The organism is Streptomyces sp. UC4497, from assembly GCF_054871485.1.
In genome coordinates this window covers 34,558-50,292 of sequence record NZ_JBTYHB010000035.1, presented here as the reverse complement: position 1 = coordinate 50,292, position 15,735 = coordinate 34,558, and the positions used below count along the sequence as shown (strand labels likewise).

19 protein-coding genes are annotated in these 15,735 nt (G+C 69.3%); 7 read left to right on the top strand and 12 right to left on the bottom strand.

Annotation, left to right across the window (positions count from 1 at the left end; translation table 11 throughout):
• Position 1 precedes the first annotated feature (1 nt).
• On the top strand, positions 2-280 hold the full coding sequence (locus tag ACYSUO_RS33805) for a hypothetical protein (protein ID WP_426902408.1): 279 nt from the start codon (positions 2-4) through the stop codon (positions 278-280).
• 68 nt (positions 281-348) lie between these two features.
• Entirely contained in the window at positions 349-540 is a 192-nt protein-coding gene (locus tag ACYSUO_RS33800) for a hypothetical protein (protein ID WP_266718751.1), read from the top strand.
• A 24-nt stretch (positions 541-564) separates the two neighbouring features.
• On the opposite strand, the gene ACYSUO_RS33795 is transcribed toward ACYSUO_RS33800, so the two are convergent.
• Together ACYSUO_RS33795 and mshA are read right to left on the bottom strand one after the other, a co-directional pair.
• Positions 565-1,065 (bottom strand): type III secretion system chaperone family protein, encoded by a 501-nt coding sequence (locus ACYSUO_RS33795; protein WP_461780037.1) that lies wholly within the window; start codon positions 1,063-1,065, stop codon positions 565-567.
• A complete protein-coding gene (gene mshA, locus ACYSUO_RS33790) occupies positions 1,058-2,401 on the bottom strand; it encodes a D-inositol-3-phosphate glycosyltransferase (protein WP_461780036.1) in 1,344 nt (447 codons plus the stop codon). The genes ACYSUO_RS33795 and mshA overlap by 8 nt, the downstream gene beginning before the upstream one ends.
• Positions 2,402-2,580: 179 nt before the next feature.
• On the opposite strand from mshA, the gene ACYSUO_RS33785 reads away from it, so the two are divergent.
• From ACYSUO_RS33785 to ACYSUO_RS33775, 3 genes are all read left to right on the top strand, one after another.
• Entirely contained in the window at positions 2,581-3,405 is an 825-nt protein-coding gene (locus ACYSUO_RS33785) for a class I SAM-dependent methyltransferase (protein ID WP_461780035.1), read from the top strand.
• Positions 3,406-3,577: 172 nt separating this feature from the next.
• Positions 3,578-4,639: a C40 family peptidase gene (locus ACYSUO_RS33780; RefSeq protein ID WP_461780034.1), complete on the top strand. Its 1,062-nt coding sequence runs from the start codon at positions 3,578-3,580 to the stop codon at positions 4,637-4,639.
• A gap of 302 nt (positions 4,640-4,941) precedes the next feature.
• The gene (locus ACYSUO_RS33775; protein WP_461780033.1) at positions 4,942-6,330 is read left to right on the top strand and encodes a PP2C family protein-serine/threonine phosphatase; all 1,389 of its coding nucleotides are present in this window, start codon (positions 4,942-4,944) and stop codon (positions 6,328-6,330) included.
• An 84-nt stretch (positions 6,331-6,414) separates the two neighbouring features.
• Here ACYSUO_RS33775 and ACYSUO_RS33770 read toward each other — a convergent pair whose 3' ends face one another.
• From ACYSUO_RS33770 to ACYSUO_RS33745, 6 genes are all read right to left on the bottom strand, one after another.
• Complete coding sequence (locus ACYSUO_RS33770; RefSeq protein WP_461780072.1) at positions 6,415-6,750, bottom strand: DUF2516 family protein; 336 nt, start codon at positions 6,748-6,750, stop codon at positions 6,415-6,417.
• 119 nt (positions 6,751-6,869) lie between these two features.
• The gene (locus ACYSUO_RS33765; RefSeq protein WP_461780032.1) at positions 6,870-7,481 is read right to left on the bottom strand and encodes a hypothetical protein; all 612 of its coding nucleotides are present in this window, start codon (positions 7,479-7,481) and stop codon (positions 6,870-6,872) included.
• 22 nt (positions 7,482-7,503) lie between these two features.
• The gene (locus ACYSUO_RS33760) at positions 7,504-7,947 is read right to left on the bottom strand and encodes a helix-turn-helix domain-containing protein (protein ID WP_461780031.1); all 444 of its coding nucleotides are present in this window, start codon (positions 7,945-7,947) and stop codon (positions 7,504-7,506) included.
• Between the two features lie 86 nt (positions 7,948-8,033).
• Positions 8,034-8,660, bottom strand: coding sequence for a TetR/AcrR family transcriptional regulator (locus tag ACYSUO_RS33755; protein ID WP_461780030.1), 627 nt, complete (start codon positions 8,658-8,660; stop codon positions 8,034-8,036).
• Between the two features lie 39 nt (positions 8,661-8,699).
• Positions 8,700-9,521, bottom strand: a complete 822-nt coding sequence (locus tag ACYSUO_RS33750; RefSeq protein WP_461780029.1) for a hypothetical protein — start codon at positions 9,519-9,521, stop codon at positions 8,700-8,702.
• A gap of 109 nt (positions 9,522-9,630) precedes the next feature.
• Complete coding sequence (locus ACYSUO_RS33745) at positions 9,631-10,755, bottom strand: phosphotransferase family protein (RefSeq protein WP_461780028.1); 1,125 nt, start codon at positions 10,753-10,755, stop codon at positions 9,631-9,633.
• Between the two features lie 139 nt (positions 10,756-10,894).
• Between ACYSUO_RS33745 and ACYSUO_RS33740 the strand changes: the two genes are divergently transcribed.
• Positions 10,895-11,617 (top strand): HAD family hydrolase, encoded by a 723-nt coding sequence (locus ACYSUO_RS33740; protein WP_461780027.1) that lies wholly within the window; start codon positions 10,895-10,897, stop codon positions 11,615-11,617.
• Here the strand turns inward: ACYSUO_RS33740 and ACYSUO_RS33735 are convergent.
• The 3 genes from ACYSUO_RS33735 to ACYSUO_RS33725 all read right to left on the bottom strand — a co-directional run bounded on the left by ACYSUO_RS33735 (position 11,608) and on the right by ACYSUO_RS33725 (position 14,262).
• Positions 11,608-12,492: a winged helix-turn-helix domain-containing protein gene (locus ACYSUO_RS33735; protein WP_461780026.1), complete on the bottom strand. Its 885-nt coding sequence runs from the start codon at positions 12,490-12,492 to the stop codon at positions 11,608-11,610. The genes ACYSUO_RS33740 and ACYSUO_RS33735 overlap by 10 nt on opposite strands.
• 97 nt (positions 12,493-12,589) lie before the next feature.
• A complete protein-coding gene (locus ACYSUO_RS33730; RefSeq protein ID WP_461780025.1) occupies positions 12,590-13,426 on the bottom strand; it encodes an HAD family hydrolase in 837 nt (278 codons plus the stop codon).
• Positions 13,375-14,262, bottom strand: a complete 888-nt coding sequence (locus tag ACYSUO_RS33725) for a GntR family transcriptional regulator (RefSeq protein WP_461780071.1) — start codon at positions 14,260-14,262, stop codon at positions 13,375-13,377. Before ACYSUO_RS33725 ends, ACYSUO_RS33730 begins: the two co-directional genes overlap by 52 nt.
• Before the next feature lie 218 nt (positions 14,263-14,480).
• On the opposite strand from ACYSUO_RS33725, the gene ACYSUO_RS33720 reads away from it, so the two are divergent.
• The gene (locus tag ACYSUO_RS33720; protein WP_461780024.1) at positions 14,481-14,672 is read left to right on the top strand and encodes a hypothetical protein; all 192 of its coding nucleotides are present in this window, start codon (positions 14,481-14,483) and stop codon (positions 14,670-14,672) included.
• Positions 14,673-14,703: 31 nt separating this feature from the next.
• Here the strand turns inward: ACYSUO_RS33720 and ACYSUO_RS33715 are convergent, their stop codons facing one another.
• Positions 14,704-15,660: a winged helix-turn-helix domain-containing protein gene (locus tag ACYSUO_RS33715; RefSeq protein WP_461780023.1), complete on the bottom strand. Its 957-nt coding sequence runs from the start codon at positions 15,658-15,660 to the stop codon at positions 14,704-14,706.
• Between the last annotated feature and the right edge of the window lie 75 nt (positions 15,661-15,735).

The window sequence follows — 15,735 nt, the reverse complement described above, 5'->3', positions numbered from 1 at the left end:
CATGGCCGAACCCCCAAGGACCTCCTCCAGAACTGACGAACCGCCCAGAACGCTGGTGGGCGGCGTCGAGGTCGACGTCCCCAACAGCATCCCGTCGATCCGCGCCGCGCTCGACCCGAAGCGCCGCGTCGAGTTCGACAAGGCGATCAACGCGGCGGGGGTCGGCGAGATCCACGCCGTCATGCGGCACTGGATGCTGGAGGCGGTCCCCGACCCGGAGGCCGACGCGATCCTGGCCCGGCTCGCCCGCGACGAGGCGGAGAGGCGGGGCCCGGCTTGAGCCGCAGACGCAGGCGCGGCGCCTGCCGCGTCGCCTTCGCACCGCCCGCCGACGACACCCTCGCCAAGATGGCCAACCCGGACGCCTTCCGCGCCGAAATGGCCCGCACGCTCTCCCACGACCCCTACGGCCACGGTTCCACCACGGTCTCCGGAGAACGCGACCGCCGCGAGGCGACGGTCGGCGGGGCGATAGTCCTCTACTACGTCTCCGGGTCCGTGCTGACCGTGACGGTGGTACGGATGGTGTCGCTCGGCTAGCACTCAACAAGCCCGCGAAAAACGCTACTTCGTAGGCCGCTGCGTCAGATGCGTGAACGCGTCCAAGTTGCGCGTCGACTCGCCGCGCGCCACCCGCCACTCGTACTCCTTGCGGATCGCGCTCGCGAAGCCGAGTTCGAGGAGCGTGTTGAAGGAGCCGTCCGCCGCCTCGAGGACCGAGCCGAGGAGGCGGTCCAGTTCGTCGGGGGTGACGGCGGAGAGCGGGAGCTTCCCGGTGAGGTAGATGTCGCCGAGCTGGTCGACCGCGTAACTCACGCCGTACAGGCGGAGATTGCGCTCCAGGAGCCAGCGGTGCACCCCGGCCTCGTTCTCGTCCGGGTGGCGGATCACGAAGGCGTTGAGCGAGAGGCTGTGTCGGCCCACGCGCAGCGAGAGGGTCGTCGAGAGCTTGCGGGTGCCGGGGAGCTTCACGACGTACGAGCCCGCCTCCGGGCTCTCCCACTCCAGCTCGGCGTCCTTCAGCGTGGACTCGATGACGTCGTGTGCCTGTCGCTGGTCAGCCATGGTGCGAGGGTACGACACGGCGTCGGGCCTGCATCGCCGCCGTGTAGACGTCCGCCGTGGCGGAGGCCGCCGTGTCCCAGCCGAAGGAGAGGGCGTGGCGGGCTGCCGCGTCGCCCATGGTGTCGACCAGGTGGGGGTGGTCGGCGAAGTCGCGGAGCACGCGCGCGTAGCGGGCAGGTTCGTGCCCGTCGACCAGGAAGCCGGTCTGTTCGTTCCGTACGGCTACGGGGAGGCCGCCCACGGACGCGGCGATCACCGGCGTACCGGCGGCCTGGGCCTCTATGGCGACGAGCCCGAAGGACTCGTTGTAGGACGGCATGACCAGGACGGAGGCCGCGCGGAACCAGTCCGCGAGCGCCTCCTGGCCGACCGGCGGCTGGAAGCGGACCACGTCCGCGATGCCGAGCCGCGCGGCGAGCTTCTGGAGGGCCGCCGGCTTGGCGAGGCCGCTGCCGCTGGGGCCGCCGACCACCGGGACGACGATGCGGGAGCGGAGCTCCGGGCGCTCGTCGAGGAGGACGGCGACGGCCTTGAGGAGGATGTCCGGGGCCTTGAGGGGCTGGATGCGGCCCGCGAAGAGGGGGACCAGCGCGTCCTGCGGCAGGCCCAGGCGGGCGCGGGCCGCGGCCCTGCCGTCGGCGGGGCGGAAGCGGTCCAGGTTCACGCCGGGGTGCACGACGGCGACGCTGCCGTGGTCGGCCTCGTAGTGGCGGACCAGCTCGTCGGCCTCCTCCGCCGTGTTCGCGATGAGGCGGTCGGCGGCGCGCACGATCTGGGTCTCGCCGATGACGCGGGCGGCCGGCTCGGGGGTGTCGCCCTCGGCGAGCGCCGCGTTCTTGACCTTGGCCATGGTGTGCATGGCGTGCACGAGGGGCGCGCCCCAGCGCTCGGCGGCCAGCCAGCCGACCTGGCCGGACAGCCAGTAGTGCGAGTGGACGAGGTCGTAATAGCCGGGGCGGTGGCCCGCCCACGCCTGCATGACGCCGTGCGTGAAGGCACAGAGCTGGGCGGGCAGGTCCTCCTTGGCGAGGCCTTCGTAGGGGCCCGCGTCCACATGTCGTACGAGGACGCCCGGTGTCAGCTCGACCTCGGGCGGCAGGCCACCGGCGGTGGCGCGCGTGAAGATCTCGACCTCGATGTTGATCGCCGCGAGACGCTTGGCGAGCTCGACTATGTAGACGTTCATGCCGCCCGCGTCGCCCGTGCCGGGCTGGTGGAGGGGCGAGGTGTGCACGCTGAGCATCGCGACGCGGCGGGGGCGGCGATGCGCACCGGGGAACCGCAGCAGGGCCGGAGCAGCCCCGGAGCGGCGGAACCTGGTCACGTACTGGCTCACGTGGCGGGCCCTCCTTGGTGGGCTTACTGCGGGCACGACGACCGGAGGGCACAGGCCCTCTTCCAAGGTGGCAACGCCGGATTCGGCTGCTCCATTTCCACTTTGCCGAATCATTACCGTTCGGGTCTCAACCAAAGCCGTGATCCACGTGGCCGATACCAGCGCATACCCTCTTCACCATGAGCCCGCGTCCCCCTTCTCGCCCTACGGGAACGCGCCCCGTGGGAACCGTGACGCGAGGCACCACCAACCCGAACCGACTGCGCCGCATGGACCGCTGGATCGCGGCCGTACACGGCGCGGCGCTGCGCCGCGCCGACGACCCGGTGGCGGTCGACCTCGGCTATGGCGCGGCGCCCTGGACCGCGGTGGAACTGCTGACCCGGCTGCGCGGGGCGGCGCCGCACGCGCGCGTGGTGGGCATCGAGATCGAACCGGCCCGGGTCGCCGCCGCGAAGCCGTACGAGCGCGAGGGGCTCACCTTCCGGCACGGCGGCTTCGAGGTGCCGCTCGCCGCTCCCCCGCTCCTGATCCGCGCCGCGAACGTGCTGCGTCAGTACGACGAGGAGCAGGTCGCCGCGGTGTGGGAGCGGCTGTGCGCGCGGCTCGCACCGGACGGCCTCCTCGTGGAGGGCACCTGCGACGAGATCGGGCGCCGGCACGTATGGGTGGCGCTCGGCCCCGAAGGCCCGCGCACCGTGACCCTCGCGACCCGGCTCGGCTCCCTGGTCACCCCGTCCGACCTGGCCGAGCGCCTCCCCAAGGCGCTGATCCACCGCAACGTCCCCGGCGAGCCGGTGCACGCCTTCCTGCGCGACTTCGACCGGGCGTGGGCCTCGGCCGCGCCCTACGCCTCGTACGGCGCGCGGCAGCGCTGGATCCGGGCGGTGCGGGAGCTGTCGGTGGACTGGCCGGTGGTGGACAGGCCGGGGCGCTGGCGGCAGGGTGAAGTCACCGTGACGTGGGAGGCGTTGGCGCCGCGGGGGGTTTCGGCGGGCGGCTGAGGCGCGGCAGAATCCGAGGGAACGATCTCGGGGCCTCGTTCGTCGAACGGTGCGGGGCAGTTGCCGCGCCGCGCCAGGGTCTGTCGGATTCGGGGCGCGCATGGCACCATCCCCGGAGCGCTCGACTTACTGACGGTCCATCAGGTTTGTCTTTGCTGTGGGGGCGGAGCAGATGAGCAAGCGGAGCACGACGACGGTGGCGGCCCTGGCGCTCGTGTGCGCCGTGACCGTACTGACGCCGACGGGACTGGCGTACGCGGACCCGTCCCCCTCTCCATCCCCGTCAAGTTCCCCCGGGGTCAAGGACCTTGAGTCGGTCCGCAAGAAGATCGACAAGCTGTACCACCAGGCGGCGGTCGCCACCGACGAGTACAACGCCGCGGAGGAGAAGGCCGCCGACCAGTCCGACCAGATCGTGAAGCTGGCCCGGAAGATCGCCGCCGGCCAGCAGGAGCTCGACGCGCTCAAGGGCCGGGCGGGCGCGGCGGCCCGCGAGCAGTACCGCAACGGCGGGATCTCCCAGGAGACCCAGTTCATGCTCGCCGGCGACCCGAGCCGCTTCCTCGACAACGCGGGCCGCGCCTACCAGGGGCAGCAGGCCACGCGGAACCTGATGTCCCGCCTCGTCAGGACCCAGGACGAGTTGGAGGCGTACGCGGACGCCGCCGCCGACAAGTGGAAGGCGCTGGACGAGGGGCGCAAGAAGAAGGCCGCCGCGAAGGAGCGGATCGAGAAGCAGATCAAGGCGGCGCAGAAGATCGAGGACAAGCTCGCCAAGAAGGAGCGCGAGCAGCTGCGGCAGCTGGAGGAGGCGGCCGAGCAGAAGGCGCAGACGGAATGGCTCTCCTCGGGCGTCCTGAAGGAGATCGACGGCAAGGCGTCGGCGGCCGGCAAGAAGGCCGTGCGCTACGCGTCCGAGCAGCTGGGCAAGCCGTACGTGTGGGGCGCCGAGGGTCCGAAGTCGTTCGACTGCTCGGGCCTGACCTCGCAGGCTTGGGCGTCGGCGAAGCAGCCGATACCGCGCACGTCGCAGGAGCAGTGGAAGCAGCTCAAGCACATCGACATCAAGGACATGCGCCCCGGCGACCTGATCATTTACCACGACGACGCCAGCCATGTCGGGATGTACATAGGCAAGGGGGCGATCATCCACGCGCCCCGTCCGGGGCGGAACGTGACGGTCGCGGGCGCGGGTTCCATGGCGATGCTCGGGGTGGTCAGGCCCGACGCCTGAGACCCGACGCCCGAGACCCGGCCGACCGGGTGTCGGATATGGCCCGAGATGGGTGACGTGCCCCACGTGACCTATGGCACGTGAGGGGCCGCGGTTCCGGCGCCCCGGCGTGACGTTCGTCATCTTCGGCCCGCCCGACCAGGGACGGAACCCACTCAATTCCGGTGCCAGGGACGGCATATGACGTCGGCCCCTTGCCACTCACCATTCCGTTCGGGCATCGGCTACCGCTAAGGTCCCCGTCGGTGGTGCGAGGACCTTCGCCCCACCGTGCCCTCGGGGGGAGGGAAGGAAACCGAACGATGCCCGTACCCGTACCGCGGCAGAGAGCCATCCCGGCCGTGGAAAGTGGTCAGGCTCCGGACGCGCACACCACGACCGACACGTACGACCGTCAGGACGAGCGGCAGACCACCGACCGCCCGGACGCCAACGACATACAGAGCACCGAGCGCCGCCAGGAGACGCCGACCGACGACACCGCGCACGAGCCGGCACCCGCCGAGCGTGACGCGACCGGTCTGACGATCCTGGTCATAGAGGACGACCCGGCGGGCTCCCTCAGCATCCCCGAGGTGCCCGACGCCGCGGGCAAGCCGATCCGCGTGCGCACCGCCCGCAACCTCACCGAGGCCGAGCGGCTGCTCACCGACGACGTCAGCTGCATCCTGCTGGACCTCGCGCTGCCCGGCGCGAAGCCGGACAGGTCGGAGCCGGAGCACCACGACGAGCTGGGGACGCTGCGGCACCTGCTGCGGCTGGCCCCGCGCCGGGCGGTGCTCGCCCTGACCACCTCGGGCGACGCCGAGCGCGGCGCGGAGGCGGTCCGCGTGGGCGCGCAGGACTACCTGTTCCGCGACGAGCTGGACTCCCGGCTGCTCGGCCGGGCCATCCGTTACGCGGTCGAGCGCAAGCGCGCCGACATCGCGCAGCAGGGGCTCACCGAGTCCCGGATCCGCGCGCAGGAGAACGCCCGCCTGGAGCGCGGCCTGCTGCCGACCCCGCTGCTCGACGGTTCGACGCTGCGCTTCGCCTCCCGCTACCGTCCGGGCCGCTCGCGCGCGCTGCTCGGCGGCGACTTCTACGACGTGGTGCGCACGCCCGACGGCACGGTCCACGCGATGATCGGCGACGTCTGCGGGCACGGCCCCGACGAGGCGGCGCTCGGCGTCGAACTGCGGATCGCCTGGCGGGCGTTGACGTTCGCGGGACTGTGCGGGGACGAGCTGCTGTCCACGCTCCAGCAGGTCCTGGAGCACGAGCGCCCGGACGACGAGATCTTCGCGACGCTGTGCACGGTCGACATCTCGCCGGACGGCCGGCGCGCGGGCCTGTGCCTGGCGGGCCACCCGTCACCGCTGATCGCGAGCCCCGGCCGCCCCGCGGTCCTGCTCCCCTACGAGAACAACGGCCCGGCCCTCGGACTGCTGCCGAAGGCCCGGTGGCCGCGCATGCAGGTCGAGTTGGGGTCCTCGTGGAGCCTGATGCTCTACACGGACGGCCTGATCGAGGGCCGGATCGGCCAGGGCAGGCAGCGGCTCGGCCAGGAGGGGATGGTGGAGATGATCCGCCGCCAGCGTGCGCAGGGCCTCACCGGCGAGGGGCTGCTCGAGGCCGCGATGAACGAGGTGCGCGATCTCAACGGGGGCGATCTGACGGACGACGTGGCGGTACTGCTGCTCGACCGGTGAGCCCGGCCGGGCGGCTGGTCGGCGGCCGGGCGGGTGGGACGGCGGCCGGACCATTGGTCTGGCGGCCGGGCCCGAACGATTCGGTCAGCGGCCGCCGTTGTACGGACCGTACGGCCCGTCGCTGCTGGAGCCGCCCTTGCGGCCCCCGCCGCCACCGCTGATCTGCTTGACGGCGGGCCGCACGTCCACCATGTACACGATGGTCGCGATGAGCCCGATGATCGGCAGGAACGACAGGATCGGGAACAGCAGGTTCACGACGAACGCGATCCCGAGAATGATCAGCCAGAACGGCTTGGTCTTCTTGTCGGCCGCGCGGTAGGCGTCCTCACGCCGGATGGCGGCGTCGACGAGCGCGAAGCCGCTGAAGATGATCAGCGCCATGCTCAGCAGCCACATCACATTGGCGAACCCCTGCATCAGCACAACGCCACCACCCGAATCTGCTCAAGTCTGCTCAAGGGACCTTCCGACCACGGCCACGGTACCCGGACAACGGGCCGGACACTCCACAAGTGCCCGGCCCGTCGGCGTAGGTCCTACTTGGCGGGCGGCGTGGAGCCGGAGCCGGTCTTCTTGGCCGCGGGGGCCGTCTTCTTCGCGGTGGTCTTCTTGGCCGCGGTCTTCTTGGCGGCGCCGGACTTGTCCGTGTCGGCGGCCGACGTCTCCTTGGCCTCCGCCTTCGACTCGTCGGCCGGCTCGGGCTCGACGGCCACGGCCAGCTCGTTGATCTCCTCGGCGGCCTCGCCGCGCCACGCCTTCACGGCCTCCTCGCCGTGCTCGGCGACCTTCTCGTACGTCTCGCGCGCCTTGACGGCGGCCTCGGCGGCGTAACCGACGCCGCGCAGCGCGAACTCCTGGGCGCTCTCGCCGAACTTCTTCAGGTCGGCGTCGAGGGTGCCGACGATCTCGTTCACCCTCGCCGTGAGGGCGGCCTGCGCCTCCTTGGCGCGGGTGGTCGCCTTGTCCTGCACGTCCTTGGGGTCGGTCTGCCGCACGGACTCGAGGCGGGCGGGCGCCTCGCTCCGCAGCTGCTCGACGATCCCCGGCACCTTCTTGGCCTGCTGGTACGCCAGCTCGGCGGTGCCGGCGGCGAAGTAGAGCGGGGTCGGGTCGGTGAGGGTCTTGCGCAGGTCGTCCTTGATGGCCATGGCGTGGTCCTCCCGGATCACATCAACTGCTGCTTGAGGGCTCGGCATCGCCGCCGTCGGGCTCGCCGCTGTCGCGCTTACCGCTATCCGGCTCACCGCTGTTCGGCTCGCCGTCGCTGTCGCCGTTCTCGTGCCTGAAGGCGTCGTAGATCTGCAACAGCACCTGCTTCTGACGCTCGTTGAGCAGCGGGTCGGCGAGGATGACGGCGCGCGTCTCCACCTCGGTCCGCTCGCGCTCGGCGTCGAGAATGCCGGCGTGCACGTACAACGTCTCCGCGGAGATCCGCAGCGCCTTGGCGACCTGCTGCAGAACTTCCGCGCTCGGCTTGCGCAGCCCGCGCTCGATCTGACTCAGGTACGGGTTGGACACTCCGGCGGCGTCGGCAAGCTGACGGAGCGACAACTGCGCGTTGCGACGCTGCTCGCGCAGATATTCGCCGAGACTTCCGACGTTGAGCGATGCCATACGTCGATGGTGCCGCATCCTCGCTAACTATTGCAAGCGCCTGCTTGCAAAAGTGTTCCGCGCGACACCGGGGCGGCAGGGGGCGCTCACCCGAAATCCCGCCCGATCCCCTCCCCCAACTGCCGAAACCCCTCCTCGGCGGTGCTCACGGCCACCGCCTCCAACTCATCGGCGGACTCGCCGGCCACGATCCGCCGCACGTTCTCCTCGGCGAGGATCCGCTGCGTGGCCACGATCTGCCCGGCCGCGATCCGCGCCCGCACCGCGGGTCCGCCGAGCGCCTCCGCGAGTGCCCGCTCGGACCGCTCCTGATACCCGTACAGCCGCGCCACCAACTGCGGCGTCCCGTACAGCATCCGCTGATACGCGAGCACCGCCGGGTGGTCGCACAGCCCGGTCACCGGATCCCGCCGCCGCAGCCCCTCCAGAAAGTGCCGCCGCAACGCCCCGAGCGGCGCCTCCCCGTCCTCCCGGCCCGCGACGACCCGCGCCGCCTCGTCCTCGTGATCCGCGAACCGGTGGAGGACGAGGTCCTCCTTGGCCGCGAAGTACCGGAACAGGGTCGGCTTCGACACCTCCGCGGCAGCCGCGACCTCGGCCACGGACACGTTGTCGTACCCCTTCTCCATGAACAGCCGAACGGCGGCCTCGGAAAGGGTCTGCCGGGTCCGCCGCTTCTTGAGCTCGCGGAGGCCGGGGGCGGGGGGCGTCATGAGGAGGAGGGTACGCACCTGCCTCACCCGACGAGCCGATCAGGACGGGTCGGACTCGCTCCACCGAGGCAGCGACGCGAGCTCCCACAAGCCGTCGAAGTGCTTGATCCAGGCGTCGACCCCGTGCCCCACTTGCAGGCCTTCCTTCCCACGGGCCACCTCCACCATCGAGGTGTTGGCACCCTGCGGGTCGTAGTAGGTCCCGCCGCTCATGGTCCGAGTCGTCCGCACGTCATAGAGGCCATGCAGCACGCTCTCCGCGTTGAGAATCACCAGCTTGTCGCGTGGGAACCCGTGGAACACCCGGTACTGGCAAGACAGGACGCGCTCCGATGGCCATCCCTGCGAGCGCAGCCCTTCCACGGCACCCTTGAGCATCCCCTCGTTGTCGCGCGCCTTGTCCTCCAGGCGCCGACGGTAGGTCCCGTCGTCGATGGGCCTGCGATCCTCGCCGACCAGCGAGGGAACCGCCATCCTTTGTCTGAAGTCTGGTATCAGGATCCGGATGTCGATGCTTTCCACATCCCTGCGGTCGCTCAAGAGGCGGCGCAGACACTCGTCGACTCCGCGCACAAGGGTCTCCCCTGTGTAACCGAGAAACCGGATCTCCACCTTTCGCCCGGAGAAGGCGGCCTCCACCCGCCCTTTGAGGTCGTCGGAAGTCACGACACGACTCGGAACGGGCCGTTGGTCAACGGTGTTCCTAAGGTCCACGATCGCGTCGTACAGCAGGAAGGCGACCAGACTGAGCAGCGATCCACCCAGAAGGGCCCGCCCCTCCAAGAAGTCACCGAACGGCTTGACGAAACTCGCCACCAAACCGGCGAGAAAAATGCCCGCCATGAGTCCACGCACCAGCACCGGACGAAACCTTGCCGCGAACTCTCTCGGACCCCGCGCGCCGACACGTCCGCTGGGACCGCTCCCACCTCGAGTCATACAGACATGGTCATGCCAGGCACCAATGCCATCAACCCCGCGTCGGACAAGAAGAGTTGGGCATGTCCGGCGTATCCGAGACCCAGTCGAGGAACACATCCCCGACCGCTTCGGCCGAGGGCACATCAGCGAGCCCCAGCGGCTCCGCAGCGGCTTTGAGGACGCCGTATACCTTCCGCGCAGATCTGGTCAGCACCTGCGTCCGCCGCGCCCCCCGCTCCGACACCGCACGAAGCCGCAGGCCCGTACGGATCACGTCGGTGAACACCGACTGGGCCCGCTTATACCCGAGCAGCTTGGGCAAATCCTCCTCGAGCCCCCGGGAGCTGCCAGGCCTGGCCCGCTCCACACTCGACCGCCATCGCCCAACGACCTCACGTTCCTGCTCACACGGGTAGCGCATCAGATGCAGGTGAGTGGCCAGGTCGTGCAGAGGGTCACCGAACATGGCCAACTCCCAGTCGATCACCCACAGTTCACCTAGGCTGTCGACGACGAGGTTCTCGCGATGCAGATCCGCGTGCAGCAGACCGAAGGGGCGAGCCTTAACACCCTGGATCAACTTGTACAGCGAGTCGAACGACCCCTCGTCCACACCGAGCGCATTGAAGAGCCCACCGAACGTGTCCCGGTGGGCCGCGTACACGTCCTGCTGCACAAAGCGGACCAGATGCTGCAGAAAGACCTCCGTGTCCCCGTCCTCGACTCCGTGCTCATCCTCATACCGGCGCTTGAGGGACAGGTCCCCCGGCCGGATGGTGACCAACTCCTCAAAGAGGCCCATGACGGCCTCCACCAGGCGCTGGGGTACGCGGGTCCCTGCTGCATGCAGGCTGCCCAGGGTGCTCCCCTCAACGAAGCGCTGCAGCCGCACGTCGCCGACCTTGATGAGACCCGGAACGCGCGTGACACGTGAACCCAGCGCCTCGATGAGCTCCTCCTCCGACGCAAAACAGCGCCGGTCGAACCAGAAGAGTCCCTCTCGCGGTTCCCTGCACTTCCACCTGCCCTGGCCGGTTCCGCCGGCTGGAGGTCTGTTCAACGGCAGCACATAGGTCTCATGGTGAAATCCCTTGAGCGGGCCTTCGATCGCCCGCTCGTCGGCGCTCAGCGCCAGGGCCTTCCGCAGGCCCCGGGTGGGCGCCGTTTGTACCATGGTTAGCACTCTCTTTGCAGGGAAGTGGTCCAGCCATTCGGGAAACCAGAAAATTACCCCGCATCGTCAACGTGCCGCAGCCACTCCGGTCACGCGCAGCATGCCGACCGACGCTCCCTCGCTGGTCCACACTGACCAGATGAGCGAAACACGGGGCGATTCACCGCGAAACGCACTGAGCAAGGCGCTTCGAAGGGCCGACGGCGTGGTGTTCGACTTCGACGGGCCCGTATGTCGGCTGTTCCCGCACGGCACCGCCCAACAAACGGCCGCCATCAAGGGTGCCGTCTGGGGGAACCACGAGCAGGTTCCGCCGTCCCTCACAAAGGTCACCGACACGCACGACCTCCTGAACGAGCTGCGTACCGCGCCGCCCGAAGTTATTGCGCGGGTCACCGAGTTGATCACCGCCTACGAACAGGAGGCGGTCTACTCCGCGTCGGCGACGCCCCACATCGCCGCCCTGGTGGCCCGTCTCGGTGCAGCGGGAAAGGGGTTGGCCATCGCCAGCAACAACGCGGCCGAGCCGATCCGCTCGTTCCTCCGGGCGCACGGCATGGACGCCGCCTTCGGCACGCGTGTCTACGGCCGGGACCCACTCGATCTCAGCCGGATGAAACCCGCGCCCGACACGCTTTTGGGCGCGATGGCGGCACTGGAACTACCCGCTGAACGATGCCTGCTCGTGGGCGACAGGGCGTCCGACCTGCAGGCGGCCTCAGCTGCACGCATGGCTTTCATCGGGTGCACGGATGACCGCGAAGAGCTCAGCCGCATGTCCGGGCAGGGGGCGAGCCTGGTGTTCACCTCGCTGCTGCCGGTGATCGAGGCCGTGGTCCGCGACGGGGACATTCAGTCCTGATGCCGCGCGACGTGCTCCCAGAGGCCGTCGAACATCGCCTGTTCCCCGTCCACGAAGGCGGCATGGTCCAGGCCGTTGGAACGCTCGAAGGAGAGCATCTCGGTTTCGAAGCCCTCCACGTCCACGAGTTCCACCGTGTCCGCGCCCTCGTAGTCGTCGATCTCCCGCTCGAACCGATCCGGAACGTAGTGCCCCACCAGTGCTTCCTGCCTGTTCAGGAGGTACACCTTGCGCGTCGGCACTCCGGAGACGAAGCGGCACTCGAAGCTCACGTCGATGCCGTTGTCACGCAGGCGCTTGAAGGTGTTGTCCAGCACCATCTGCTGCGAGGTCCACTGGATCCGGCTGCGCTGCTTGACCGCCCTGTCGAGCTTCTCGTCGAAGCCCCAACCGACGGCGGGAGCCGGGTAGTCGACGTTTCCGCCCGGCCTCGGCACCACCATTCGCACCTGCACCGACTTCGGCCGCAGCTTCCCTTCGTACACCTTCCCCAGCGGTTCCCCAAGAGCCGTCACCAGCGTCTCCCCGGTCAGGCTCGCCACATCCACGTAGACGTGCGGCGCCTCGAAGGCGGCAACCAGGCGTGGGCCCAGGATGCTCCGCGCCGACTGCGCACCCGGCACGGAATGCTGTTCCGGTCGGGACACCGTGGGCGGGCTGCCCTTGCGCACATTCGTCAACAGGCCGTCGGTACGCAGCAGTTGCAACGCGTTGCGAACCGTGCCGCGCTCCACTCCGAACTCTCGAGCGAGCATGGCCTGTGTCGGGAGGCGCTCGCCGGACTTGAGTTCTCCGCCGAGGATCCGCTTGCGCAGGATGTCGGCGATCTCTTCGGCGGCGGGTCTGGGGGTGTTCTCCGTATTCGCGTTCACCACGACGGCCTCCCCTCACCCCCGACCAAGTCTTCACAAGACTAAGGCAGTTGGCTGCCAACTACCCCTGGCTTGCCCCAAAGGACGAGGGAATCGCAGGTCAGCTGCGGCCTCGCAGAATGTCGATGATCGGCTCCAGGGTTGCGGTCACCTGCTGGGCCCCCGCATCCCGCAGCGCGGCCTCTTTGCGGGCATTACGCGCGTAGCCCAGAAATGCCACGCCTGCCTGCCGCGCCGCCACCAGGTCCGTCGCGGCGTCGCCGATCATCAGCGTGGTCCCAGGCGCCGCGCCCATCGCCGACATGGCGCGGTTGAGGCAGTGCGGGTCCGGCTTGAGGAGTGCCAGGTCCCGGGTGCGGCCGTAGATGTGGGGCTCGAAGCAGTCCGACAGGCCTCGGCTCGCGAGGTAGCGGCGGGCCGCTTCGGCCGAGTTGTTGGTGGTGATGGCGAGGCGGATGCCGACCGCCGTCCAGGTGCGGATCAGCGGGTCCACGTGCTGTGTGGGCCAGGCCGAGGCGACAGCGCGCAACTCCTGCCCTGTGAGCCGGCTCTCCATCTCCAGGACCAAGTCAGTACCCGGCCGCTCCCGACCGAGGCGACGCAACGCGGTGTGCGGGTCGTGGTCCTCGCGCTCACCCGCCGTCAGTACGTCGCCGAGCCCCTGCGCATCCAGCCAATCCACCTGTTCTCGTGCGATCACCGCCGCTGGCCGCCCCGCGAACAGTCGGCAAATCGGGCCGTCGAAATCGAGCAGCACATGGCACGCGCCCTCGATCAGCTCTCTGAGCGAGCCTTCCTCGCGTGCGTCGCTGACTCCGGTCATTTCCCACTGGGGGTCGGTCTCTTCTGCCACCGGAACAGTCTGCTTCGTCATCTCTGAAGTCACTAGGAGAGTGTCAGGTCGGAGGTGATGGTTTCCCAGAGGGCGTCGAACCACTTCTGCGACTCCTCCACGAAGGTCCGGTCGCGGTGGCCCGCCCGCTCCTCGAAGGAGAAGAGCAGGGCCTGCGTGCCGGTGGCCGAGAACATCTCCAGCTTGGTGTCGTTGTCGATCTCCTCCTCGCGCCGCGTGACCATGTAGTACGAGAGCAGGGCCTCGGACTGGTTCAGCAGATAGAGCTTGACCGGCGGGGTGAAGGGGAGCGCGCGGAAGGTCACCCGCACGTCGATGTCGTGCGAGGAGCGCAGGGAGCGCAGGTTGTGGCGCAGCACCTGGCCCTGCGCGTTGCGCTGCGCCAGCCAGCGGTTGTGCACCGCGACGCCCTCGTCGTGGTCGATCCCGTCGCTGCCGTCCGGCACCGGTACCGGGAAGGCAAGGTTGATGTCGCGGCTGGGCAGCAGGATGCGTACGTCGAGGGATTCGGGGCGGATGCGGCCCTCGTGGATGTGGCGCAGCGGCTCGCCGAGGGCCAGCATCAGGGTTTCGGAGGTCATGCAGACCGCGTCGATACGGACGTGGGTGGCGTGGAAGGCCTCCACCAGGCGGGGGGCGAGCGCGACCATCGACGGCTGCGGCTCGTCGCGCGCGGCGCTCCCCGGGGCGATCCGCGGCGGGCTGCCCTTGCTGCGCTTGCTCAGCAGGCCGTCCGTCTCCAGGAGCTGGAGCGCCTGACGGACCGTGCCGCGCTCGACGCCGAACTCATCGGCGAGCGTGGCCTGCGTGGGCAGTTGGTCGCCCGGCCGCAGCGCGCCCTCCCTGATGCGCTCGCGGAGTTGGTCGGCGATCTCCTGGGCCGTGAGCCTTCTCCTGCCGTTCAGTGTCGCGTCTGCCATGTCCGCCACGCCCTGCTCCCCTGGGTCCGACCAAACGGCACAACTCGCCGTGATTTGGCGAGAGTTGTCGTCCTCCCGTTTATATACCACGACCAAGTGGGGACAACTCCAGTGCAGTTGGTCGCCAACTTGGAAGAAGGTGGCCAATGGTGGCAGCGAAGGAGACCAAGTAAGGCCCATCAGCGAAGCAACGCAACGCCGAAGCAGGAGGAACCTCCATGTCCGTTCTCAGCCTCCTCTCCGCGGTGGTCGTGCTCACCTTCGAGCAGCTCGCCCAGTGGCACTACGGTCCGGCCGGCCTCGCCGGCCTGCTCCTGCTCGCCATCGGCGCCAAGGCCAGGAACGCCACGTGCAGTTCGATGGGCGGCGTGCTGCTCGCCCTCACGGTGGCCGGACCCGCGCTGCACTGACCGGGCACGCCCCTACTGGCCGGGACCGGCGTCATGAGCTGAGCCACAGGTCCTGGCTGATCGTGTTCCACAGGCCGTTGAACCACAGATGGGACTGCTCCACGAAGGTCGTGTCGCGCAGCCCCGCCCCGTTCTCGAACGCGAAGAGCTTCTGCCGCACGCCCTGCGCGTCGTACACATCCACCCGCTCATGGTCGATCTGCGCGTCGCGTCTGGACAGCGTGTAGTACGCGAACAGCGCCTCGTTGCTGTTGAGCAGGTAGAGCTTGACCGGGGGCGTGAACGGCAGCGCGCGGAACTCCACCGTGACGTCCATGTCGTGCGTGGTCCGCAGGGCCAGCAGATTGTGGCGCAGCACCTGCCCCTGCGCGTTGCGCTGCGCCAGCCAGTCGCGCCGCAGCCTGCCGCCCACCGCCGCCTCCGTCCGCGAGGCCTCCGCCGCCCGCGACGCGGGCTCGACGACCGGTGGCGCGGGCGCGGGAAACGCGAGATCGATGTCCCGGCTGGGCAGCAGCACCCGCACCCGGATTCTGGCCGGTTTCGTACGCCCCTCGTGGATGAGGCGCAGCGGTTCGCCCATCGCGAGCGTCAGCGAGACCGCCGTCATGCACAAGGCGTCGATCTCCACGTCGGACTTCTGGAAGGCCTCGGCGATGCGTGGAGCGAGCGTCACCATGGTCGACTGCGGCTGCGCCTCGGGGCCGAGCAGCGCGGGCCTCGGATGCTGCGCGACCGTGGCCGGGCTGCCCTTCGTGGCGTTCACCAACAGGTTCTCGGAATGCAGAATGCGCAGCGCCTGACGTACGGCGGAGCGCTCCACACCGAATTCGCCCGCCAACTGTGCCTGTGTAGGCATCCGTTGGCCGGGGCTCAGGCGACCGGACGTGATCCGGTCGCGCAGCGCGTCGGCCACTTCGCGGTACGTATAGCGCGCCCGCTGTGACCTGGGCCGTCCATTGACGGCGGCATGTTCCCCGCTCACAACCAAACCCTACAACTTCCCGCCATCTTTGGGGAGTTGAGGTGAAGGTGGTTATGAGACGCCCTTCAACGGAGATAACTA